Annotated in this window: 11 protein-coding genes; 6 read left to right on the top strand and 5 right to left on the bottom strand. The window is 64.2% G+C overall.

Annotated features, from left to right (window positions below; translation table 11 throughout):
* Positions 1 to 152 precede the first annotated feature (152 nt).
* Both ABCR88_RS05205 and ABCR88_RS05210 read left to right on the top strand, forming a co-directional pair.
* Complete coding sequence (locus ABCR88_RS05205) at positions 153 to 2,588, top strand: TonB-dependent receptor (RefSeq protein ID WP_053156431.1); 2,436 nt, start codon at positions 153 to 155, stop codon at positions 2,586 to 2,588.
* The gene (locus tag ABCR88_RS05210; protein ID WP_053156434.1) at positions 2,588 to 3,637 is read left to right on the top strand and encodes a hypothetical protein; all 1,050 of its coding nucleotides are present in this window, start codon (positions 2,588 to 2,590) and stop codon (positions 3,635 to 3,637) included. The genes ABCR88_RS05205 and ABCR88_RS05210 overlap by 1 nt, the downstream gene beginning before the upstream one ends.
* On the opposite strand, the gene ABCR88_RS05215 is transcribed toward ABCR88_RS05210, so the two are convergent.
* The 3 genes from ABCR88_RS05215 to ABCR88_RS05225 all read right to left on the bottom strand — a co-directional run bounded on the left by ABCR88_RS05215 (position 3,634) and on the right by ABCR88_RS05225 (position 7,156).
* Positions 3,634 to 4,461 carry a phosphatase PAP2 family protein gene (locus ABCR88_RS05215; protein WP_350404199.1) on the bottom strand — a complete coding sequence of 276 codons (828 nt, stop codon included), beginning with the start codon at positions 4,459 to 4,461 and terminating at the stop codon, positions 3,634 to 3,636. The genes ABCR88_RS05210 and ABCR88_RS05215 overlap by 4 nt on opposite strands.
* Positions 4,462 to 4,513: 52 nt before the next feature.
* Positions 4,514 to 5,788 (bottom strand): OprD family porin, encoded by a 1,275-nt coding sequence (locus tag ABCR88_RS05220; protein ID WP_350404200.1) that lies wholly within the window; start codon positions 5,786 to 5,788, stop codon positions 4,514 to 4,516.
* Positions 5,789 to 6,280: 492 nt separating this feature from the next.
* On the bottom strand, positions 6,281 to 7,156 hold the full coding sequence (locus tag ABCR88_RS05225; protein ID WP_011059353.1) for an AraC family transcriptional regulator: 876 nt from the start codon (positions 7,154 to 7,156) through the stop codon (positions 6,281 to 6,283).
* 154 nt (positions 7,157 to 7,310) lie between these two features.
* On the opposite strand from ABCR88_RS05225, the gene ABCR88_RS05230 reads away from it, so the two are divergent.
* Positions 7,311 to 8,210, top strand: coding sequence for a DMT family transporter (locus ABCR88_RS05230; protein WP_041116045.1), 900 nt, complete (start codon positions 7,311 to 7,313; stop codon positions 8,208 to 8,210).
* Positions 8,211 to 8,459: 249 nt separating this feature from the next.
* On the opposite strand, the gene ABCR88_RS05235 is transcribed toward ABCR88_RS05230, so the two are convergent.
* Complete coding sequence (locus tag ABCR88_RS05235) at positions 8,460 to 9,434, bottom strand: D-glycerate dehydrogenase (RefSeq protein WP_232642957.1); 975 nt, start codon at positions 9,432 to 9,434, stop codon at positions 8,460 to 8,462.
* A gap of 327 nt (positions 9,435 to 9,761) precedes the next feature.
* Positions 9,762 to 10,730 (bottom strand): LysR family transcriptional regulator, encoded by a 969-nt coding sequence (locus ABCR88_RS05240; RefSeq protein WP_011059356.1) that lies wholly within the window; start codon positions 10,728 to 10,730, stop codon positions 9,762 to 9,764.
* Between the two features lie 275 nt (positions 10,731 to 11,005).
* On the opposite strand from ABCR88_RS05240, the gene ABCR88_RS05245 reads away from it, so the two are divergent.
* The 3 genes from ABCR88_RS05245 to ABCR88_RS05255 are packed head-to-tail and all read left to right on the top strand — an operon-like array spanning position 11,006 to position 14,926.
* Entirely contained in the window at positions 11,006 to 12,517 is a 1,512-nt protein-coding gene (locus ABCR88_RS05245) for an efflux transporter outer membrane subunit (RefSeq protein WP_350404201.1), read from the top strand.
* Between the two features lie 11 nt (positions 12,518 to 12,528).
* Positions 12,529 to 14,736 carry an FUSC family protein gene (locus tag ABCR88_RS05250; protein ID WP_019094736.1) on the top strand — a complete coding sequence of 736 codons (2,208 nt, stop codon included), beginning with the start codon at positions 12,529 to 12,531 and terminating at the stop codon, positions 14,734 to 14,736.
* On the top strand, positions 14,726 to 14,926 hold the full coding sequence (locus ABCR88_RS05255) for a DUF1656 domain-containing protein (protein WP_007930063.1): 201 nt from the start codon (positions 14,726 to 14,728) through the stop codon (positions 14,924 to 14,926). Before ABCR88_RS05250 ends, ABCR88_RS05255 begins: the two co-directional genes overlap by 11 nt.
* Positions 14,927 to 14,928 lie beyond the last annotated feature (2 nt).

Genomic DNA, 14,928 nt, shown 5'->3' on the forward strand with positions numbered 1-14,928 from the left:
ACTGGCTACAGGGGATGCATCGGGCGGGGGCGTTTTCGCCGCCCTGAAAATATTTTCAAAAAAATGCTGAGGTCTTTGCCTGCGAGATACGTGTAGTGCTTGAAAGTGCGACTAATTCGCATTCGCGGTGCTTTTACACACGAGTCTCCAGCATGAAGTCCAGGGCAAATTCGGCGGTAAACGGTTCGGTCAAACGGTGGTTCGGCGCTTCGGCGCTGGTGGTTTCGGGGTTGGCCCTGCTGCCCCTGAGCGTGGCATTGGCGGCCCAGGCCGGCAGCGAGCAGCACAGTGCGCTGTTCAACTTCGCCATCGCGGCCAAGCCGCTACCCCAGGCCCTGAGCGATTTCACCCGGGTCACCGGGATCAGCGTGGTCTACACCGACGAGGCGCCCTACAACCTCAAGGCCCCGGCCGTCACCGGCCAGCTCAGTGCCGAGCAGGCCTTGCAGCGTCTCTTGGGCAATTCCGGTTTCACCTATCGCCGCAGCGACGCCCATACCCTGGTTCTCGAACCCCTGCCCCAAGGTGCCGGGCTGAACCTGGGGACTTCCAGCATCACCACCCAGGGCGTCGACGAAAGCACCAGCTACCAGCCGCCGGCCACCACCTCGGTGGCCCGCTCCCAGGCGCTGAACCAGGAAATCCCGCAGATCATCAACGTGATCCCGGCCCAGGTGCTGCGCGACCAGACCCCGCGCAACCTGGATGACGCCCTGAAGAACGTCAGTGGCATCACCCAGACCAACACCCTGGGCGGCACTCAGGACGCGGTGCTCCTGCGCGGTTTCGGCGACAACCGCAACGGCTCGATCATGCGCGACAGCATGCCGGTGGTGCAGGGGCGCTCCCTCAACGCCACGGCCGAGCGCGTGGAAGTGATCAAGGGCCCGTCCTCCCTGCTGTACGGCATCCAGGACCCGGGCGGGGTGATCAACATCGTCAGCAAGAAACCCGAGTTGCAGCAGTCCACGGCCCTGACCGTGCGCGGCTCGACCTACGGTTCGGGCAAGAACGGCAGCGGTGGCAGCCTGGACACCACCGGGCCGCTGGGGGATTCCGGGCTGGCCTACCGGCTGATCGTCGACCACGAAGACGAAGACTACTGGCGCAACTTCGGCACCCACCGCGAATCCCTGGTGGCGCCGTCCCTGGCCTGGTACGGCGAGCGCACCAAGGTGCTGCTGGCCTATGAGCATCGCGAATTCCTGACCCCGTTCGACCGCGGCACGGCCATCGACCCCAAGACCAACCACCCGCTGGACATCCCGGCCACCCGGCGCCTGGACGAGCCGTTCAACAACATGGAAGGGCGTTCGGACCTGTATCGTTTCGAGGTCGATCACGAGCTCAGCGACGACTGGAAGGCCCACTTCGGCTACAGCTGGAACCGTGAAACCTACGACGCCAGCCAGGTGCGCCTGACCGCGGTGAACGCCAACGGCACCCTGACCCGGACCATGGACGGCACCAAGAATGCCCTGACCACCGACCGCTATGCCACCGTCAGCCTGGAAGGCAAGGTGCAACTGGGCGGCATGCAGCACGACCTGGTGTTCGGCCTGGACGACGAGTACCGCAAGATCTACCGCGCCGACCTGATCCGCGGCAAGAACACCAGTTTCAACTACCTCAACCCGGTGTACGGCCAGCAAGTGGCGGGGACCAACGTCAGCGCCCCGGACAGCGACCAGACCGACCTGCTGCGCAGTGACTCGCTGTTCTTCCAGGATGCCATCCACCTCACCGACCAATGGATCCTGGTGGGCGGCGGGCGTTTCCAGGAATACGACCAGTACGCGGGCAAGGGCCGGCCGTTCCACGCCAATACCGACAGCAACGGGCAGAAGTTCGTGCCCCGCGCCGGCCTGGTGTACCGCTACACCGACCAGCTGTCGTTCTACGGCAGCTACACCGAGTCGTTCAAACCCAACTCCAGCATTGCCCAGCTGGCCGGTGGCAGCGTGGTGCTGGACGGCTCCATCGCACCGGAAGAAGCCAAGTCCTGGGAACTGGGGGCCAAGCTCGACATTCCAGGGCGCATCACCGCCAGTGCGGCGTTGTTCGACATCACCAAGCGCAACGTGCTGGTGACCACCGCCACGGCCTCCGAGACTGTCACCAGCGTGGCCGGTGAAGTGCATTCCCAGGGCCTGGAGCTGGACCTGACCGGGCAGCTCACCGACCAGTGGAGCCTGATTGGCAGCTACGCCTACACCGACGCCGAAGTGACCAAGGACACCCAGTACAAGGGCAAGCAACTGCAGAACGTGGCCAAGAACACCGGTTCGCTGTCGGCGGTCTACGACTTCGGCAGCCTGATCGGCGGCGACCGCCTGCGGGTCGGCGCCGGTGCCCGTTATGTCGGTGAGCGCGCCGGGGATGCGCCCAACAGCTTCGACCTGCCGGGCTACACCGTGGCCGATGCCTTCGCCACCTACGACACCAAGGTCGAAGGGCAGAAGGTCAAGTTCCAGCTCAACGTGAAGAACCTGTTCGACAAGACCTACTACACCTCCTCGGTGAGCAAGTACTTCGTGTCCCTGGGGGACGCTCGCCAAGTGTCGCTGTCCAGCACCCTGGAGTTCTGATGAAAGCCCTGGCCCTGAGTGTGCTCCTGGCGTTCTGTGGCGTGGCCCAGGCGGCTGCGCCGGCGGATGAGCGCCTGTACCACCGCGAACAGCAAGTGCAGCTGCCGGGCTCCGGCAGCAGTTGGGGCTTCATCGCCCTGGACCCGACCCGGCCCTACCTGTTCCTGGCCCGTCGGGAAAACGGCCTGAGCGTGTTCGATGTGGACAAGCAGCGCCCGGTGCGCACCCTCGAACAGTCCCGGGGCGCCAATGGTGTGGTGTTGGTACCGGAGCTGGACCGCCTGCTGGTGCTGAACACCGACGGCAGCCTGGGGGTGGTGGAGTTATCCACATTCAAGCCGCTCAAGCGCATCACCGTCACCCAGAGCAACCTCAACAGCGCGGTGTACGAGCCGCGCACCGGGCAGGTGATCATTGTCAGCGGGCGCCGGGCCGATCGTTCCACCCTGTTCGTCTTCGATCCCAAAGAAGAGCGCATCACCGCCGCCCATGAGCTGGCGGTGAAGAAGATCGACCCGTTGCTGCTCAAGGGCGATGGCAGTTTCTTCCTGCCGATGCGCGATGAGGGCATCGTCGCGCGGTTGTCCTCCAGCAGTTTCAAGGTCCTGGACCGCTGGCAGTATCCCGACTGCCCGCGGCCCAGTGCCCTGGCCCAGGATGAACAACGGGGGCGGTTGTTCGTCGCTTGCCGTGGTGAACGGCCAGTGCTGCTGGTGCTCGACCGCGACAACGGTGCGCTCAAGGCCAGCCTGCCGATCACCCGGGACGTCAACGCCCTGGCCTACGACCCGCAGGCCCAGCGCTTGCTGATCGCCAGCGGGGTGGACGCCAACCTCAGCGTCGTCGCCCAGCTCGATGCCGACCGCTACCAGCTCCTGGGTAGCGTCAGCACCCAGCCCATGGCCTACAACATGGCGTTCGACCCGCGTACCCGGCGGGTCTACCTGGCAGCAATGGACTTCACCCAACCGGCCGCGAGCCCGGCCGAACCCAAGCCGGACCCGCTATTTCATGCCAATACCTTCAAGGTCCTCACCCTGGCACCCTAGTCGGCGCCAAGTGCCAGGGCTTGCGCTTGCGCCGCACAGTCGCCGCTGGCGCTCAGGCCCTTGGCGCGAATGGCCAGCAGCTCTTGCCGGGCCAGGGCGAAATCGGCCTGGAAGGTCGGGTCGGCGTGCAAGCGTGCCACGGTGGTCGCGCCGATCTCACGGCCTTCATGGATATCGCTGTACCAATGCACGTTGCACACCATGCGGCTTTCCGAATAGGCCCGGCCACGGGCCCACAGTGCGTTGCCGTACTCGGGGGCCAGTTCGCTCAACAGCAGCGCCCAGGCCCAGCCGATTGCACTGTGGCCCGACGGGTAGGAACCATCTGCGGCCAGCTTGGCCTCATCTTCCGGGGTGCAACTGGGCTGCTGGTTGTAGACGAAGGGCCGGGTGCGCTGGTAGCGCTTCTTTGCGCTTGAAGTGGCCAGCCCGGCATCGGCCAGGGTGCGCCGCAAGACTCTGTACAGCGCGGGTGTTTGCTGTTCGCTGATCGGCGCATTCAGCGCACAGGAAAACGTCTCTGCGGCGGCGGGGAACTTCAGGTTGGCATCAATGATGGCCAACTCCCAGCGCTTGCTGCCACGCAAGGCCTGGCTTTTTTCAGCCAGGCTCTGGTCCAGGGCGAAGGCGGGAGTCCCCACCGCAGGAGGTGGGGGTAACAGCGCAAGACTATCGGGCAGGTCCTGCTGTTCCAGATAACCGATCAAGTACCCCGGTCGGAACTCCGGGATGCTTTGCGGCTGAGCGGTTTGTTTGGCTTCGACTGGGCTGATCAGGCTTAAAAACAATAGGCTGGCCAAACTTTTCGATAGTAGACGTTGCATGTGGATATCACCTCTAAGTGTTTTATTTTTTATGATGCTTCCAGTTGCCCGGTTACTTGATGTTCCAGGTGTAGTTGAACATCAGTCGTGTATCATCAGTGTCGCGAATGAAGTTCTTGGCGGAGTTGGAGCGATAGAGCGCACTGCGCAGGCGTACACTTAAGTTCTTCAGCGGGCCTTGTTGCACGACATAACGCAATTCATTATCCAGCTCCCATGACTTGCCAATGCTTTGGCTGCCGGTTATCTCGGCATGGCTGCCGGATATATAGCGGCTATTGATAGTCAGGCCCGGCAAGCCCAGGTTGGCAAAGTCATAGCCATAGCGAAGTGCCCAGGAGCGCTCCTTGGCATTGGCGAAGTCACCCAGTACGGACAAGTTGATCAAGTTGGCATCGGTACCCAGGATGTTGGCATACCCGGTATCCCCCAACATTCGCTGATAAGTCAGGCCAAGGCTGTGGCCTTTATAGGCATAGCCGAGCAACCCCTGCAGGGCGCGGTTGTCGATCTTGCCGGCTTTGGCATTGCCGTAGTCGTTCATCAGGCTCAAGCGCAGATCGCTGCTGAACGTCCCCGCTCCCCAGGGGCTCTTGTTGACCAGGGCGAAGACCTGCTGGCGGTAGATATCCTGCAACTGGGCGACATGCACGCGAGCCAGCCATTGCTTGCGGAACCGATAGTCGAGGCCCGCCATGTCGAAGTGTTCCGCGGTGGCCCCCAGCTTCTCGAAGCGCCGGTTCAAGGGGTTCAGGGTCAGCGGTGTGTACTGCGTGGCGTTGCGCTGCAGGACCCGGCTCAGACGCCCGGCGGTAAACTCCAGGTTGTCGATTTCATTGGAGGTCAGCAGCCCGCCTTCGAACATCTGTGCAAACAGGCGGCCGTCATTGGGTCTCAGAGTCGGCAGTACCGGCGGTACCAGGGTTCCGAACTTGAACAGGGTCTTGCTGGTCTTGAGCTTGCCGGCCAGGGCCAGTTTCGAATAGTCATCCTCTGCCCGGCCATTGCGTGCCACCTTCAACAGCCCGGTGCCGGTCCGGCCAGGAGCGGAATCCAGCTTGATCCCGAGCATGCCGATGGCTTCGGCACCGACGCCGAGGCTGCCTTCGGTGAACCCCGAATCCAGGCGCAAGAGGAAACCTTGCGCCCATTCTTCACGGGTAGGGGCAGTGCCTTCGCGGTAGTCCCGATTGAAGTAGTAGTTGCGCAGTTCCAGGCGTGCGCTGCTGTCCTCGAGCAGTTCGGCTTTTACCGGAATGGCCAGTATCGAGGCACACAGCAGGGGCGAGTGTCTGACCCATTGCCGTGGCAAACTTTGTGAAAGCATTTCATCGTCCTCTGTTTTTGTTGTTTTGGAGTAAGGCGATTAACGGCTGAGTTGTTGCTGGTTTGTTCAAGGATCCAATGGTTGAAGGTTGGATTGCCTCAGGGGGGGGAAGTTGTGTGTCAATTGTTGTGGGCAAGAGTCTGTCGGGTATTTCAGGTAATTGGCTCCTGTAAGGGGGGGATATTTATGGAATGCCTGGCACTCAAGGTCCGAAGACTAAGTTGAAACTGGGCTTAAACAATAATCATCAGCTCCATGAATGAAGTGATAAATAAAATATAAAAATAATTACCTGATTGTGTTCTTTGGTGTCATATAAGAACTTGCCGGGCGTGATATTTCTGAGAGGGATATGTAGGGGGTTTTTAATTGGCTTGTAAGAATTGTCTTATTTAAGTAAGGAACTTTAACCGCTTACTGACTCAGGCGTGTCAGCGTGGGCTTTGGCATAAGGAAGGAGCAAGCAGAGGCGGGTTTTAGGTAACCCTGGCCTCAGCGCAGGAACGCCAGGCGGTAGTCTCCCGGCGTGCCCCCCAGGGCGTGGCGGAAGCGATTGCTGAAGTGGCTGGCACTGGCAAAACCACAGGCCAGTGCAATCTCGCCCAGGGGCTGGGCGGTGGTGCGCAGCAGGTGCCGGGCCCGGCTCAGGCGTCGGGCTAGCAGGTATTGGTGGGGCGGCAGGCCGAAGCTTGCACGGAACATGCGGGCGAAGTGGTATTCGGAGAGGGCGCACAACCCCGCCAGTTGGCCCAGGCTCAGGGGCGCGTCCAGCTGGCTGTCGATGTAGTCCACCAGCAGCCGTCGCTGGTGTGCGGCCAGCCCGCCCTTGAGCCGGGCCCCCTGGCGCTGGCCCACTTGATTGAGCAGGGCATGGCTGAGCATTTCGTGGGCCAGGCTGCTGGTCAGCAGGCGCTCGCCGGGTTCGTCCCAGTTCAGGCGGACCAACTGCGCAAAGCGCTGGGTCTGCTCGGGGTCGTCGAGAAAGGTGCTTTCGCGCAGTTGCAGTTCCCGGGGCTCGCGATCCAGCAGGGTGACGCAGCCCAGGGCGAACTGCTCCGGGCTGAAGTACAGATGGGCCAGGCGAATATCACCGTTGATCACCCAGGCCGACTGGTGCTCGGCGGGCAGGATGCACAACTTGCCCGGGCCGCCCTTGCTGCCCGGCTGGTCGCGGCGGAAGGTGCCGGTGCCGCCGGCCAGGTAGCAGGACAGGGTGTGATGGCTGGGGGCCTCGTACTCCTGGGCGTCGTGATGGTTGCTCCACAAGGCTGCGGACAAGCCGTCACCGAGCTCGGCGCTGTGCTCCAGGCGAGCATTGGGCGAGCGGTTCAGGGCTTGGAAGACTTGCAGGGTATCCAGTGCGTGCATGGTGGGGCGTCAACATGGGTGCGGCTGCCGGTGTGCTGCATGCTACTCCGTAGCCCGTGCGCTGCCAGCCCCGGGCGGATAAAAAGCGCAAGTTTGTGCAAGCGCGCAAGGCCGGCGGGGCGTGACACTGCACCCCTGACAAAGGAGTCGCGCCATGAACCTATCGCTGTACCTGTTGACCGTGCTGATCTGGGGCACCACCTGGATCGCCCTGAAACTGCAACTGGGGGTGGTGGCGATTCCGGTGTCCATCGTCTATCGCTTCGCCCTGGCGGCCCTGGTGCTGTTCGTCCTGTTGCTGCTCAGCCGCAAGCTGCAGCCGATGAACCGTCGTGGTCACCTGATCTGCCTGGCCCAGGGGTTGTGCCTGTTCTGCATCAACTTCATGTGCTTTTTGCACGCCAGCCAGTGGATTCCCAGTGGCCTGGTAGCGGTGGTGTTTTCCACTGCGACCCTGTGGAACGCCCTGAATGCGCGAGTGTTCTTCGGCCAGAAGATCGCTCGCAACGTGCTGCTGGGCGGCGGCCTGGGGCTGCTGGGGCTGGGGCTGCTGTTCTGGCCGGAGCTGGTGGGCCACAGTGCCAGCCCGCAAACCCTGCTGGGCCTGGGCTTGGCCCTGCTGGGCACCTTGTGCTTCTCGGCGGGCAACATGCTGTCCAGCCTGCAGCAAAAAGCCGGGCTCAAGCCATTGACCACCAATGCCTGGGGCATGGCCTACGGCGCGACGATGCTGGCGGTGTATTGCCTGTTCCAGGGCATCGCCTTCGATGTGGAATGGAGCACCCGCTACATCGGCTCACTGCTGTACCTGGTGATTCCGGGCTCGGTCATCGGTTTTACCGCCTACCTGACCCTGGTGGGGCGCATGGGCCCGGAGCGCGCGGCTTACTGCACCGTGCTGTTCCCGGTAGTGGCGTTGAACGTCTCGGCCTTTGTCGAAGGCTACCAATGGACCGCCCCGGCCCTGGCCGGGCTGGTGCTGGTGATGCTGGGCAACGTACTGGTGTTCCGTAAACCCAAGCCGTTGGTGGCAGCCAAAGCAGCTACCGCCTGACCAGGCGCCGGCTTGTATAGAAGCTGGCTTGCCAGCGAAGTCGGTTTCCAGGTTTGCGCAGAACTCGCGGGCCCCTTCGCCGGCAAGCCGGCTCCTACGGGGCGGTGGTGGCGGTGGCACTGGTTGTAGGAGCTGGCTTGCCAGCGAAAGCGGTTTCAAGGTTTGCGCAGAACTCGCGGGCCCCATCGCCGGCAAGCCGGCTCCTACGGGGGAGGTGTTGCCAGTGAAGAGGCCGTCAAGGTGAGTCGATCAGCCCTTCCACACCTGCGGGTTGACCAGGTCCTGCGGCCGCTCCCCCAGCAGGGCACTGCGCAGGTTGCTCATGGCGCGCGCGGCCATGGCGTCGCGGGTTTCATGGGTGGCCGAGCCAATGTGCGGCAAGGTCACTGCGTTGTTCAGCTGGAACAGCGGCGACTCCGCCAGCGGTTCCTTCTCGTACACATCCAGGCCGGCGCCACGGATCTGGCCCTTCTGCAAGGCTTCGATCAGCGCCGGTTCATCCACCACCGGCCCGCGGGAAATGTTCACCAGGATTGCACTGGGCTTCATCAATGCCAGTTCGCGGTGGCTGATCAGGTGCTTGGTCTTTTCGCTCAACGGCACCACCAGGCAGACGAAATCCGCCTCCGCCAGCAGTTGCTCCAGGCTGCGAAACTGCGCCCCCAGTTCCTGCTCCAGGGCCGCCTTGCGGCTGTTGCCGCTGTAGAGGATCGGCATGCCGAAGCCCAGGCGCCCACGGCGGGCGATGGCCGCGCCAATGTTGCCCATGCCGACGATGCCCAGGGTCTTGCCGTGCACATCGCAGCCGAACAGCGCCGGGCCGACGCTGGCCTGCCATTGCCCGGCCTTGGTCCAGGCATCCAGCTCGGCCACTCGGCGGGCGCTGCTCATGAGCAGGGCGAAGGCCAGGTCGGCGGTGCTTTCGGTGAGCACATCCGGGGTGTTGGTGAGCATCAGCCCGCGCTCGTTGAAGTAGGCCAGGTCATAGTTGTCGTAGCCCACCGAGATGCTCGATACCACTTCCAGGCGCGCGGCGTTTTCCAGCTGCGCACGGCCCAGCTTGCGGCCGACACCGATCAGGCCGTGGGCCTGGGGCAGGGCTTCATTGAATTGCGCGGCGACGTCCCCGTGCTTGGGGTTGGGCACTATGACCTCGAAATCCTGTTGCAGGCGTTCGGTCATCTCGGGGGTGATGCGGCTGAAGGCAAGTACAGTCTTTTTCATCGCGCGAAGGCTCGTCAGGCGGGGAGAATGCCAAGCAAGCTAACATTTTTGCCGCCGCCACCAAAGCACCCCGCCACGAGCCTGCGTGTGTAGGAGCTGGCTTGCCAGCGAAGGCGGCATCCAGGTTTGCACAGGACGTGCGGGCTTCTTCGCCGGCAAGCCGGCTCCTACGGGGGATGGGCCGGCGTTTGGGGGAGGGGCGTACATCGTGTAGGAGCTGGCTTGCCAGCGAAGGCGGCATCCAGGCTTGCGCAGGATGTGCGAGCTTCTTCGCCGGCAAGCCGGCTCCTACAGGTGGCTCGGTGGTCTGGGCGGGGAGCCCCGTGGTCAGGTGGCCAGGCGTGCGCCGGTCAGGCTGCCGCTCAGTTCATAGGCCGCCAGTTCAGTCTGGTGCGCGGTGAGGATCTCCGGCAGAGAGCCGCGCAGGTATTCGACCCAGGTCTTGATCTTGGCGTCCAGGTACTGGCGCGACGGGTAGATGGCGTACAGGTTCAGCTCCTGGGAGCGGTACTTGGGCATCACCCGCACCAGGGTGCCGGTGCGCAAACCCTCTATAGCTGCGTATACCGGCAACACCCCGACCCCCATGCCGCTGATGATCGCAGTCTTCATGGCATCGGCGGAGTTCACCAGGAACGGCGAGCTGTTGATGGTGACCATTTCCTGGCCTTCCGGGCCGTCGAAGGTCCACTTCTCCAGGGGAATCACCGGGCTCACCAGGCGCAGGCAGGCATGGTTCAGCAGATCGCTGGGCTTTTGCGGGCAGCCGTTGGCTTTCACATAGGCCGGCGAGGCGCAGACGATGCTGTAGGTCATCCCCAGGCGCTGGGAGACGAACCCCGAATCCGGCAGCTCCCGGGCCAGGACGATGGACACGTCGTAGCCCTCGTCCAGGAGGTCCGGCACACGGTTGGCCATGGTCAGGTCGAAGGTCACGTCCGGGTGGGTCTTGCGGTAGCGGGCAATGGCGTCGATCACGAAGTGCTGGCCGATGCCGGTCATGGTGTGCACTTTCAACTGCCCGGCGGGGCGGGCGTGGGCGTCGCTGGCCTCGGCCTCGGCTTCTTCGACATAGGCCAGGATCTGCTCGCAGCGCAGCAGGTAGCGCTTGCCGGCCTCGGTCAGGGCGATGCGGCGAGTCGTGCGGTTGAGCAGGCGGGTTTGCAGGTGCGCCTCAAGATTGGAGACGGCGCGCGAGACGTTGGCGGTGGTGGTGTCCAGCTGCACCGCGGCGGCCGTGAAACTACCGGCTTCGGCCACGCAACTGAAGGCGCGCATGTTTTGCAAGGTGTCCATGGGGTGCTCTCAGGGGAGATGGCAAATTGTGACACGAAGTTTCTGTTTTTACAGGCGTACAGGGATACGACCAAGGGATTATCGCGTTTACGGTAACAAAGATTCACAGGAATCCCAGCTTATCGCCGCAACGGCCGCCCCCTAGAATTGCGCCGATCCCTAGGAGCCGGCAGGTCGTCGATCCGCGCAACGCGGTGTAGCAGGCGTATCGCTGCGCCGGCAAGCCAGCTCCTACGAGAGAAATACTCCCCCCCGATCTTCAGGAATTCGCAGCAGTGCCGCGTCGCATCAGCAGAGGGTTCAAGACCCTCAGTGTTTGGGCTTTATCGTTAGCAATCAGCGGCTGCATCGGAACCGGAGGCATTGCCCCACAGGGCAAGACACTTCCCGCTAATACATTGGCCACGGATGAGGCGATAAAGAGCGCCGCGCAGGACGCCCACTGGCCCAGCGCCCAGTGGTGGCAGGCCTATGGCGACCCGCAACTGGACCGCTGGATCAGCCTTGCGGTGCAAGGCAGCCCGAGCCTGGCCATGGCCGCCGCCCGGGTCCGCCAGGCCAAGGCCCTGGCCGGCATCGCCGAGTCGGCCGAGTCGCTGCAGATCAAGGGTGACGCCACCCTCAAGCGCCACAACTGGCCCACCGATCAGTTCTACGGCCCCGGCGCCCTGTCCAACAGCACCACCTGGGACAATAACGCCGCCCTGGGCTTGAGTTATGCCCTGGACCTCTGGGGCCGGGAAAGCAACAGCACCGAGCGTGCCGTGGACCTGGCCCACATGAGCGTGGCCGAAGCCCGTCAGGCCCAGCTGGAACTGGTGAACAATGTGGTGCGCAGCTATATCCAGCTGTCCCTGCACTTCGCCCAGCGCGATATCGCCCTGGCCACCCTCAAGCAGCAGCAACAGATCCTCGAACTGGCGCAACGGCGCCTGGACGGCGGCCTCGGCACCCATTTCGAAGTCAGCCAGGCCGAGGCGCCGCTGCCGGAAACCCATCGCCAGCTGGACGCCCTGGACGAAGAAATCGCCCTGACCCGCAACCAATTGGCGGCCCTGGCCGGCAAGGGCCCGGGGGAGGGCGCGCAGTTGCAGCGGCCAAGCCTGTCCCTGGGCGCTGCGCTGAAACTGCCCTCTGCCCTGCCCGCCGAACTGCTGGGGCAGCGCCCGGACGTGGTCGCCAGCCGCTGGCAAGTGGCGGCCCAGGCTCGCGGTATCGATGTGGCTCACGCCGGCTTCTACCCCAACGTCGACCTGGTGGGCAGCATCGGCTTCATGGCCACCGGCGGTGGGGCCCTGGAGTTCCTCACCGGCAAGAAGCTCAACTACAACGTCGGCCCGGCCATCAGCCTGCCGATCTTCGACGGCGGGCGCCTGCGCTCGGAACTGGGTGAAGCCGCGGCCGGCTACGACCTGGCCGTGGCCAGGTACAACCAGGCCCTGGTGGATGCACTGAAAAGCATCTCCGACCAGTTGATCCGCCGCGAGTCCATGGACAAGCAGCAAGCCTTCGCCGCCGAGTCGGTGGCCGCCGCGCAGAAGACCTACGACATCGCCACCGTGGCCTTCCAGCGCGGCCTGACCGACTACCTGAATGTGCTCAACGCCCAGAGCCTGCTGTTCCATCAGCAACAGGTGCAGCAGCAGGTGCAGGCCGCACGCCTGACGGTCCAGGCGGACCTGGTCACGGCCCTGGGCGGCGGGCTTGAAGCCGGCCGCGACGTTCCCGCGCAAGACCGCCTTGAGGCACCCAAGACCCCCGCGGCCCTGGCCGTGTTCGACCATTGAAGCAGGCACCCATGACTTCCTTGCCCGCACCTTTGCGCTGGCTGTACTCCCTTGAATGGCGCCGGGGTTTCTTCGACTGGGCGCGCAGCGACGGCGTGACCTGGGTCTATATCTTCAAGGTCCTGGCCGCCGCGTTCCTCACCCTGTGGCTGGCCATGCGCCTGGAGTTGCCGCAACCGCGCACGGCGATGATCACCGTATTCATCGTCATGCAGCCGCAGAGCGGCCAGGTGTTCGCCAAGAGCTTCTACCGCTTTCTCGGTACCCTGGCGGGCTCGGCGGTGATGGTGGCGCTGATCGCCCTGTTCGCCCAGAACACCGAGCTGTTCCTCGGCTCGCTGGCGATCTGGGTCGGCATCTGCTCGGCCGGCGCGGCGCGCTACCGCAACTTTCGCGCCTATGGTTTCGTCCTCGCCGGCTACACCGCGGCCATGGTCGGCCTGCCGGCCCTGGCCCATCCGGAAGGGGCCTTCATGGCGGCGGTGTGGCGGGTACTGGAGATCTCCCTGGGGATTCTCTGCTCGACCCTGGTCAGCGCCGCGATCCTGCCACAGACCGCCAGCGCTGCCATGCGCAACGCCCTGTACCAGCGCTTCGGGGTGTTCGCCCTGTTCGTTACCGACGGCCTGCGCGGGCGCAGCCAGCGCGACAGCTTCGAAAGTAGCAACGTGCGCTTCATCGCCGAGGCCGTGGGCCTGGAAGGGCTGCGCAGCGTCACCGTGTTCGAAGACCCGCACATGCGTCGGCGCAATGGCCGCCTGAGCCGCCTGAACAGCGAGTTCATGGGCATCACCACGCGCTTCAACGCCCTGCACCAGTTGCTCGAACGCCTGCGCAGCAGCGGCGCCGATCACGTGGTGGCGGCGATCAAGCCCGGCCTGCAGGACCTGGCGGAACTGCTGGACGGCTTCTCCGGCCGTGCCCTGACCAGTCCCGATGCGGCGCGCCTGGCCACGGCCCTGGCGGCCTACAAGGCCGAGCTGCCGGCGCGGGTGCGCAGCCTGCGCACGGCCTTCCAGGAGAGCGGCCCGAGCGACGCCGAGCAGCTGGATTTCCACACCGCCTACGAGCTGCTCTACCGCTTTGTCGACGAGATGCACAGCTACGCCCAGACCCACGCGTCCCTGGCCGACCACAGCCACGAGCGCGAGCGCTGGGACGAGCCCTACACCCCGCAGACCAACTGGCTGGCCTGCGCCGCCTCGGGCATCCGCGCGGCCTTCGTGCTGGTGGTGCTGGGCAGCTACTGGGTGGCCACGGCCTGGCCCAGCGGCGCCACCATGACCCTGATCGCCGCCGCCACCATCGGCCTCTCGGCGGCCACGCCGAACCCCAAACGCATGGCGTTCCAGATGGCCTGCGGGACTTTTATCGGCGCGCTGGTGGGCTTCGTCGAAATGTTCTTCGTGTTCCCCTGGATCGATGGCTTCCCGTTGCTGTGCCTGATGCTGGCGCCGGTGATCGTGCTCGGTTCGTTCCTCGCGTCCAGGCCCAAGTACGCCGGGGTCGGCCTGGGCTTGCTGATCTTCTTCAGCACCGGTTCGGTGCCGGACAACCTGACCATCTACAACCCCTACACCTTCATCAACGACTACATCGCCATGGTCATGGGCATGCTGGTCTGCGCCGCGGCCGGGGCGATCATCCTGCCGCCCAACAGCCGCTGGCTGTGGCGGCGCCTGGAGCAGGACCTGCGCGGCCAGGTGGTGTACGCCATCAGCGGCAAGCTCAAGGGCCTGGCGTCGAGCTTCGAGAGCCGTACCCGCGACCTGCTGCACCAGGCCTATGGCCTGGCGGTGGGCCAGCCCAAGGTGCAGAGCGAGCTGCTGCGCTGGATGTTCGTGGTGCTGGAAGTCGGCCACGCCATCATCGAGCTGCGCAAGGAGCAGGCGATCCTCCCGGTGCACCCGGCCTATGCCGAATCCCAGCCCTGGCGCCAGGCGATCCGGGTCATGGGCCGCTCCCTGGTGCGGCTGTTCCTGCAGCCCAGCCAGAGCAACCTGGAGCGCGGCCTGATCGCCGTGGACCACGCCATCAGCCGGGTCCAGGCCACCGACGAGCCCTTTGCCCCGCACTTCGACACCTCGGCCCTGCGCCGGGTCAAGAGCTACCTGCACTTCATCCGTACTTCATTGCTCGACCCGCAATCGCCGCTGGCGGCCTATGCCGTGGCCAAGCCAACGGCGCCTGCACCCCAAGGACTTGACCATGCCTCGTGAAATCGCCTTCCACGGCGTTTACATGCCCACCATGACCCTGATGTTCTTCATCGCCGCGGCCCTGGCCTGGGCCCTGGACCGGTTCATTTCCGGCTATGACCTGTATCGCTTCTTCTGGCACCCGGCGCTGCTGCGCCTGAGCCTGTTCTGCTGTCTGTTCGGCGCCATGGCGCTCACTGTCTACCGTTGAGA

Source organism: Pseudomonas sp. W17 (assembly GCF_040268305.1).
Classification (GTDB): Bacteria; Pseudomonadota; Gammaproteobacteria; order Pseudomonadales; family Pseudomonadaceae; genus Aquipseudomonas; species Aquipseudomonas protegens.

Excerpts from the sequence above, each read along its gene's own strand:
- ABCR88_RS05210 (WP_053156434.1), top strand. The coding sequence starts at position 2,588 with ATGAAAGCCCTGGCCCTGAGTGTGCTCCTGGCGTTCTGTGGCGTGGCC.
- ABCR88_RS05220 (WP_350404200.1), bottom strand. The coding sequence starts at position 5,788 with ATGCTTTCACAAAGTTTGCCACGGCAATGGGTCAGACACTCGCCCCTG.
- ABCR88_RS05205 (WP_053156431.1), top strand. The coding sequence starts at position 153 with ATGAAGTCCAGGGCAAATTCGGCGGTAAACGGTTCGGTCAAACGGTGG.
- ABCR88_RS05255 (WP_007930063.1), top strand. The coding sequence starts at position 14,726 with ATGCCTCGTGAAATCGCCTTCCACGGCGTTTACATGCCCACCATGACC.
- ABCR88_RS05215 (WP_350404199.1), bottom strand. The coding sequence starts at position 4,461 with ATGCAACGTCTACTATCGAAAAGTTTGGCCAGCCTATTGTTTTTAAGC.
- ABCR88_RS05250 (WP_019094736.1), top strand. The coding sequence starts at position 12,529 with ATGACTTCCTTGCCCGCACCTTTGCGCTGGCTGTACTCCCTTGAATGG.
- ABCR88_RS05235 (WP_232642957.1), bottom strand. The coding sequence starts at position 9,434 with ATGAAAAAGACTGTACTTGCCTTCAGCCGCATCACCCCCGAGATGACC.
- ABCR88_RS05225 (WP_011059353.1), bottom strand. The coding sequence starts at position 7,156 with ATGCACGCACTGGATACCCTGCAAGTCTTCCAAGCCCTGAACCGCTCG.
- ABCR88_RS05240 (WP_011059356.1), bottom strand. The coding sequence starts at position 10,730 with ATGGACACCTTGCAAAACATGCGCGCCTTCAGTTGCGTGGCCGAAGCC.
- ABCR88_RS05230 (WP_041116045.1), top strand. The coding sequence starts at position 7,311 with ATGAACCTATCGCTGTACCTGTTGACCGTGCTGATCTGGGGCACCACC.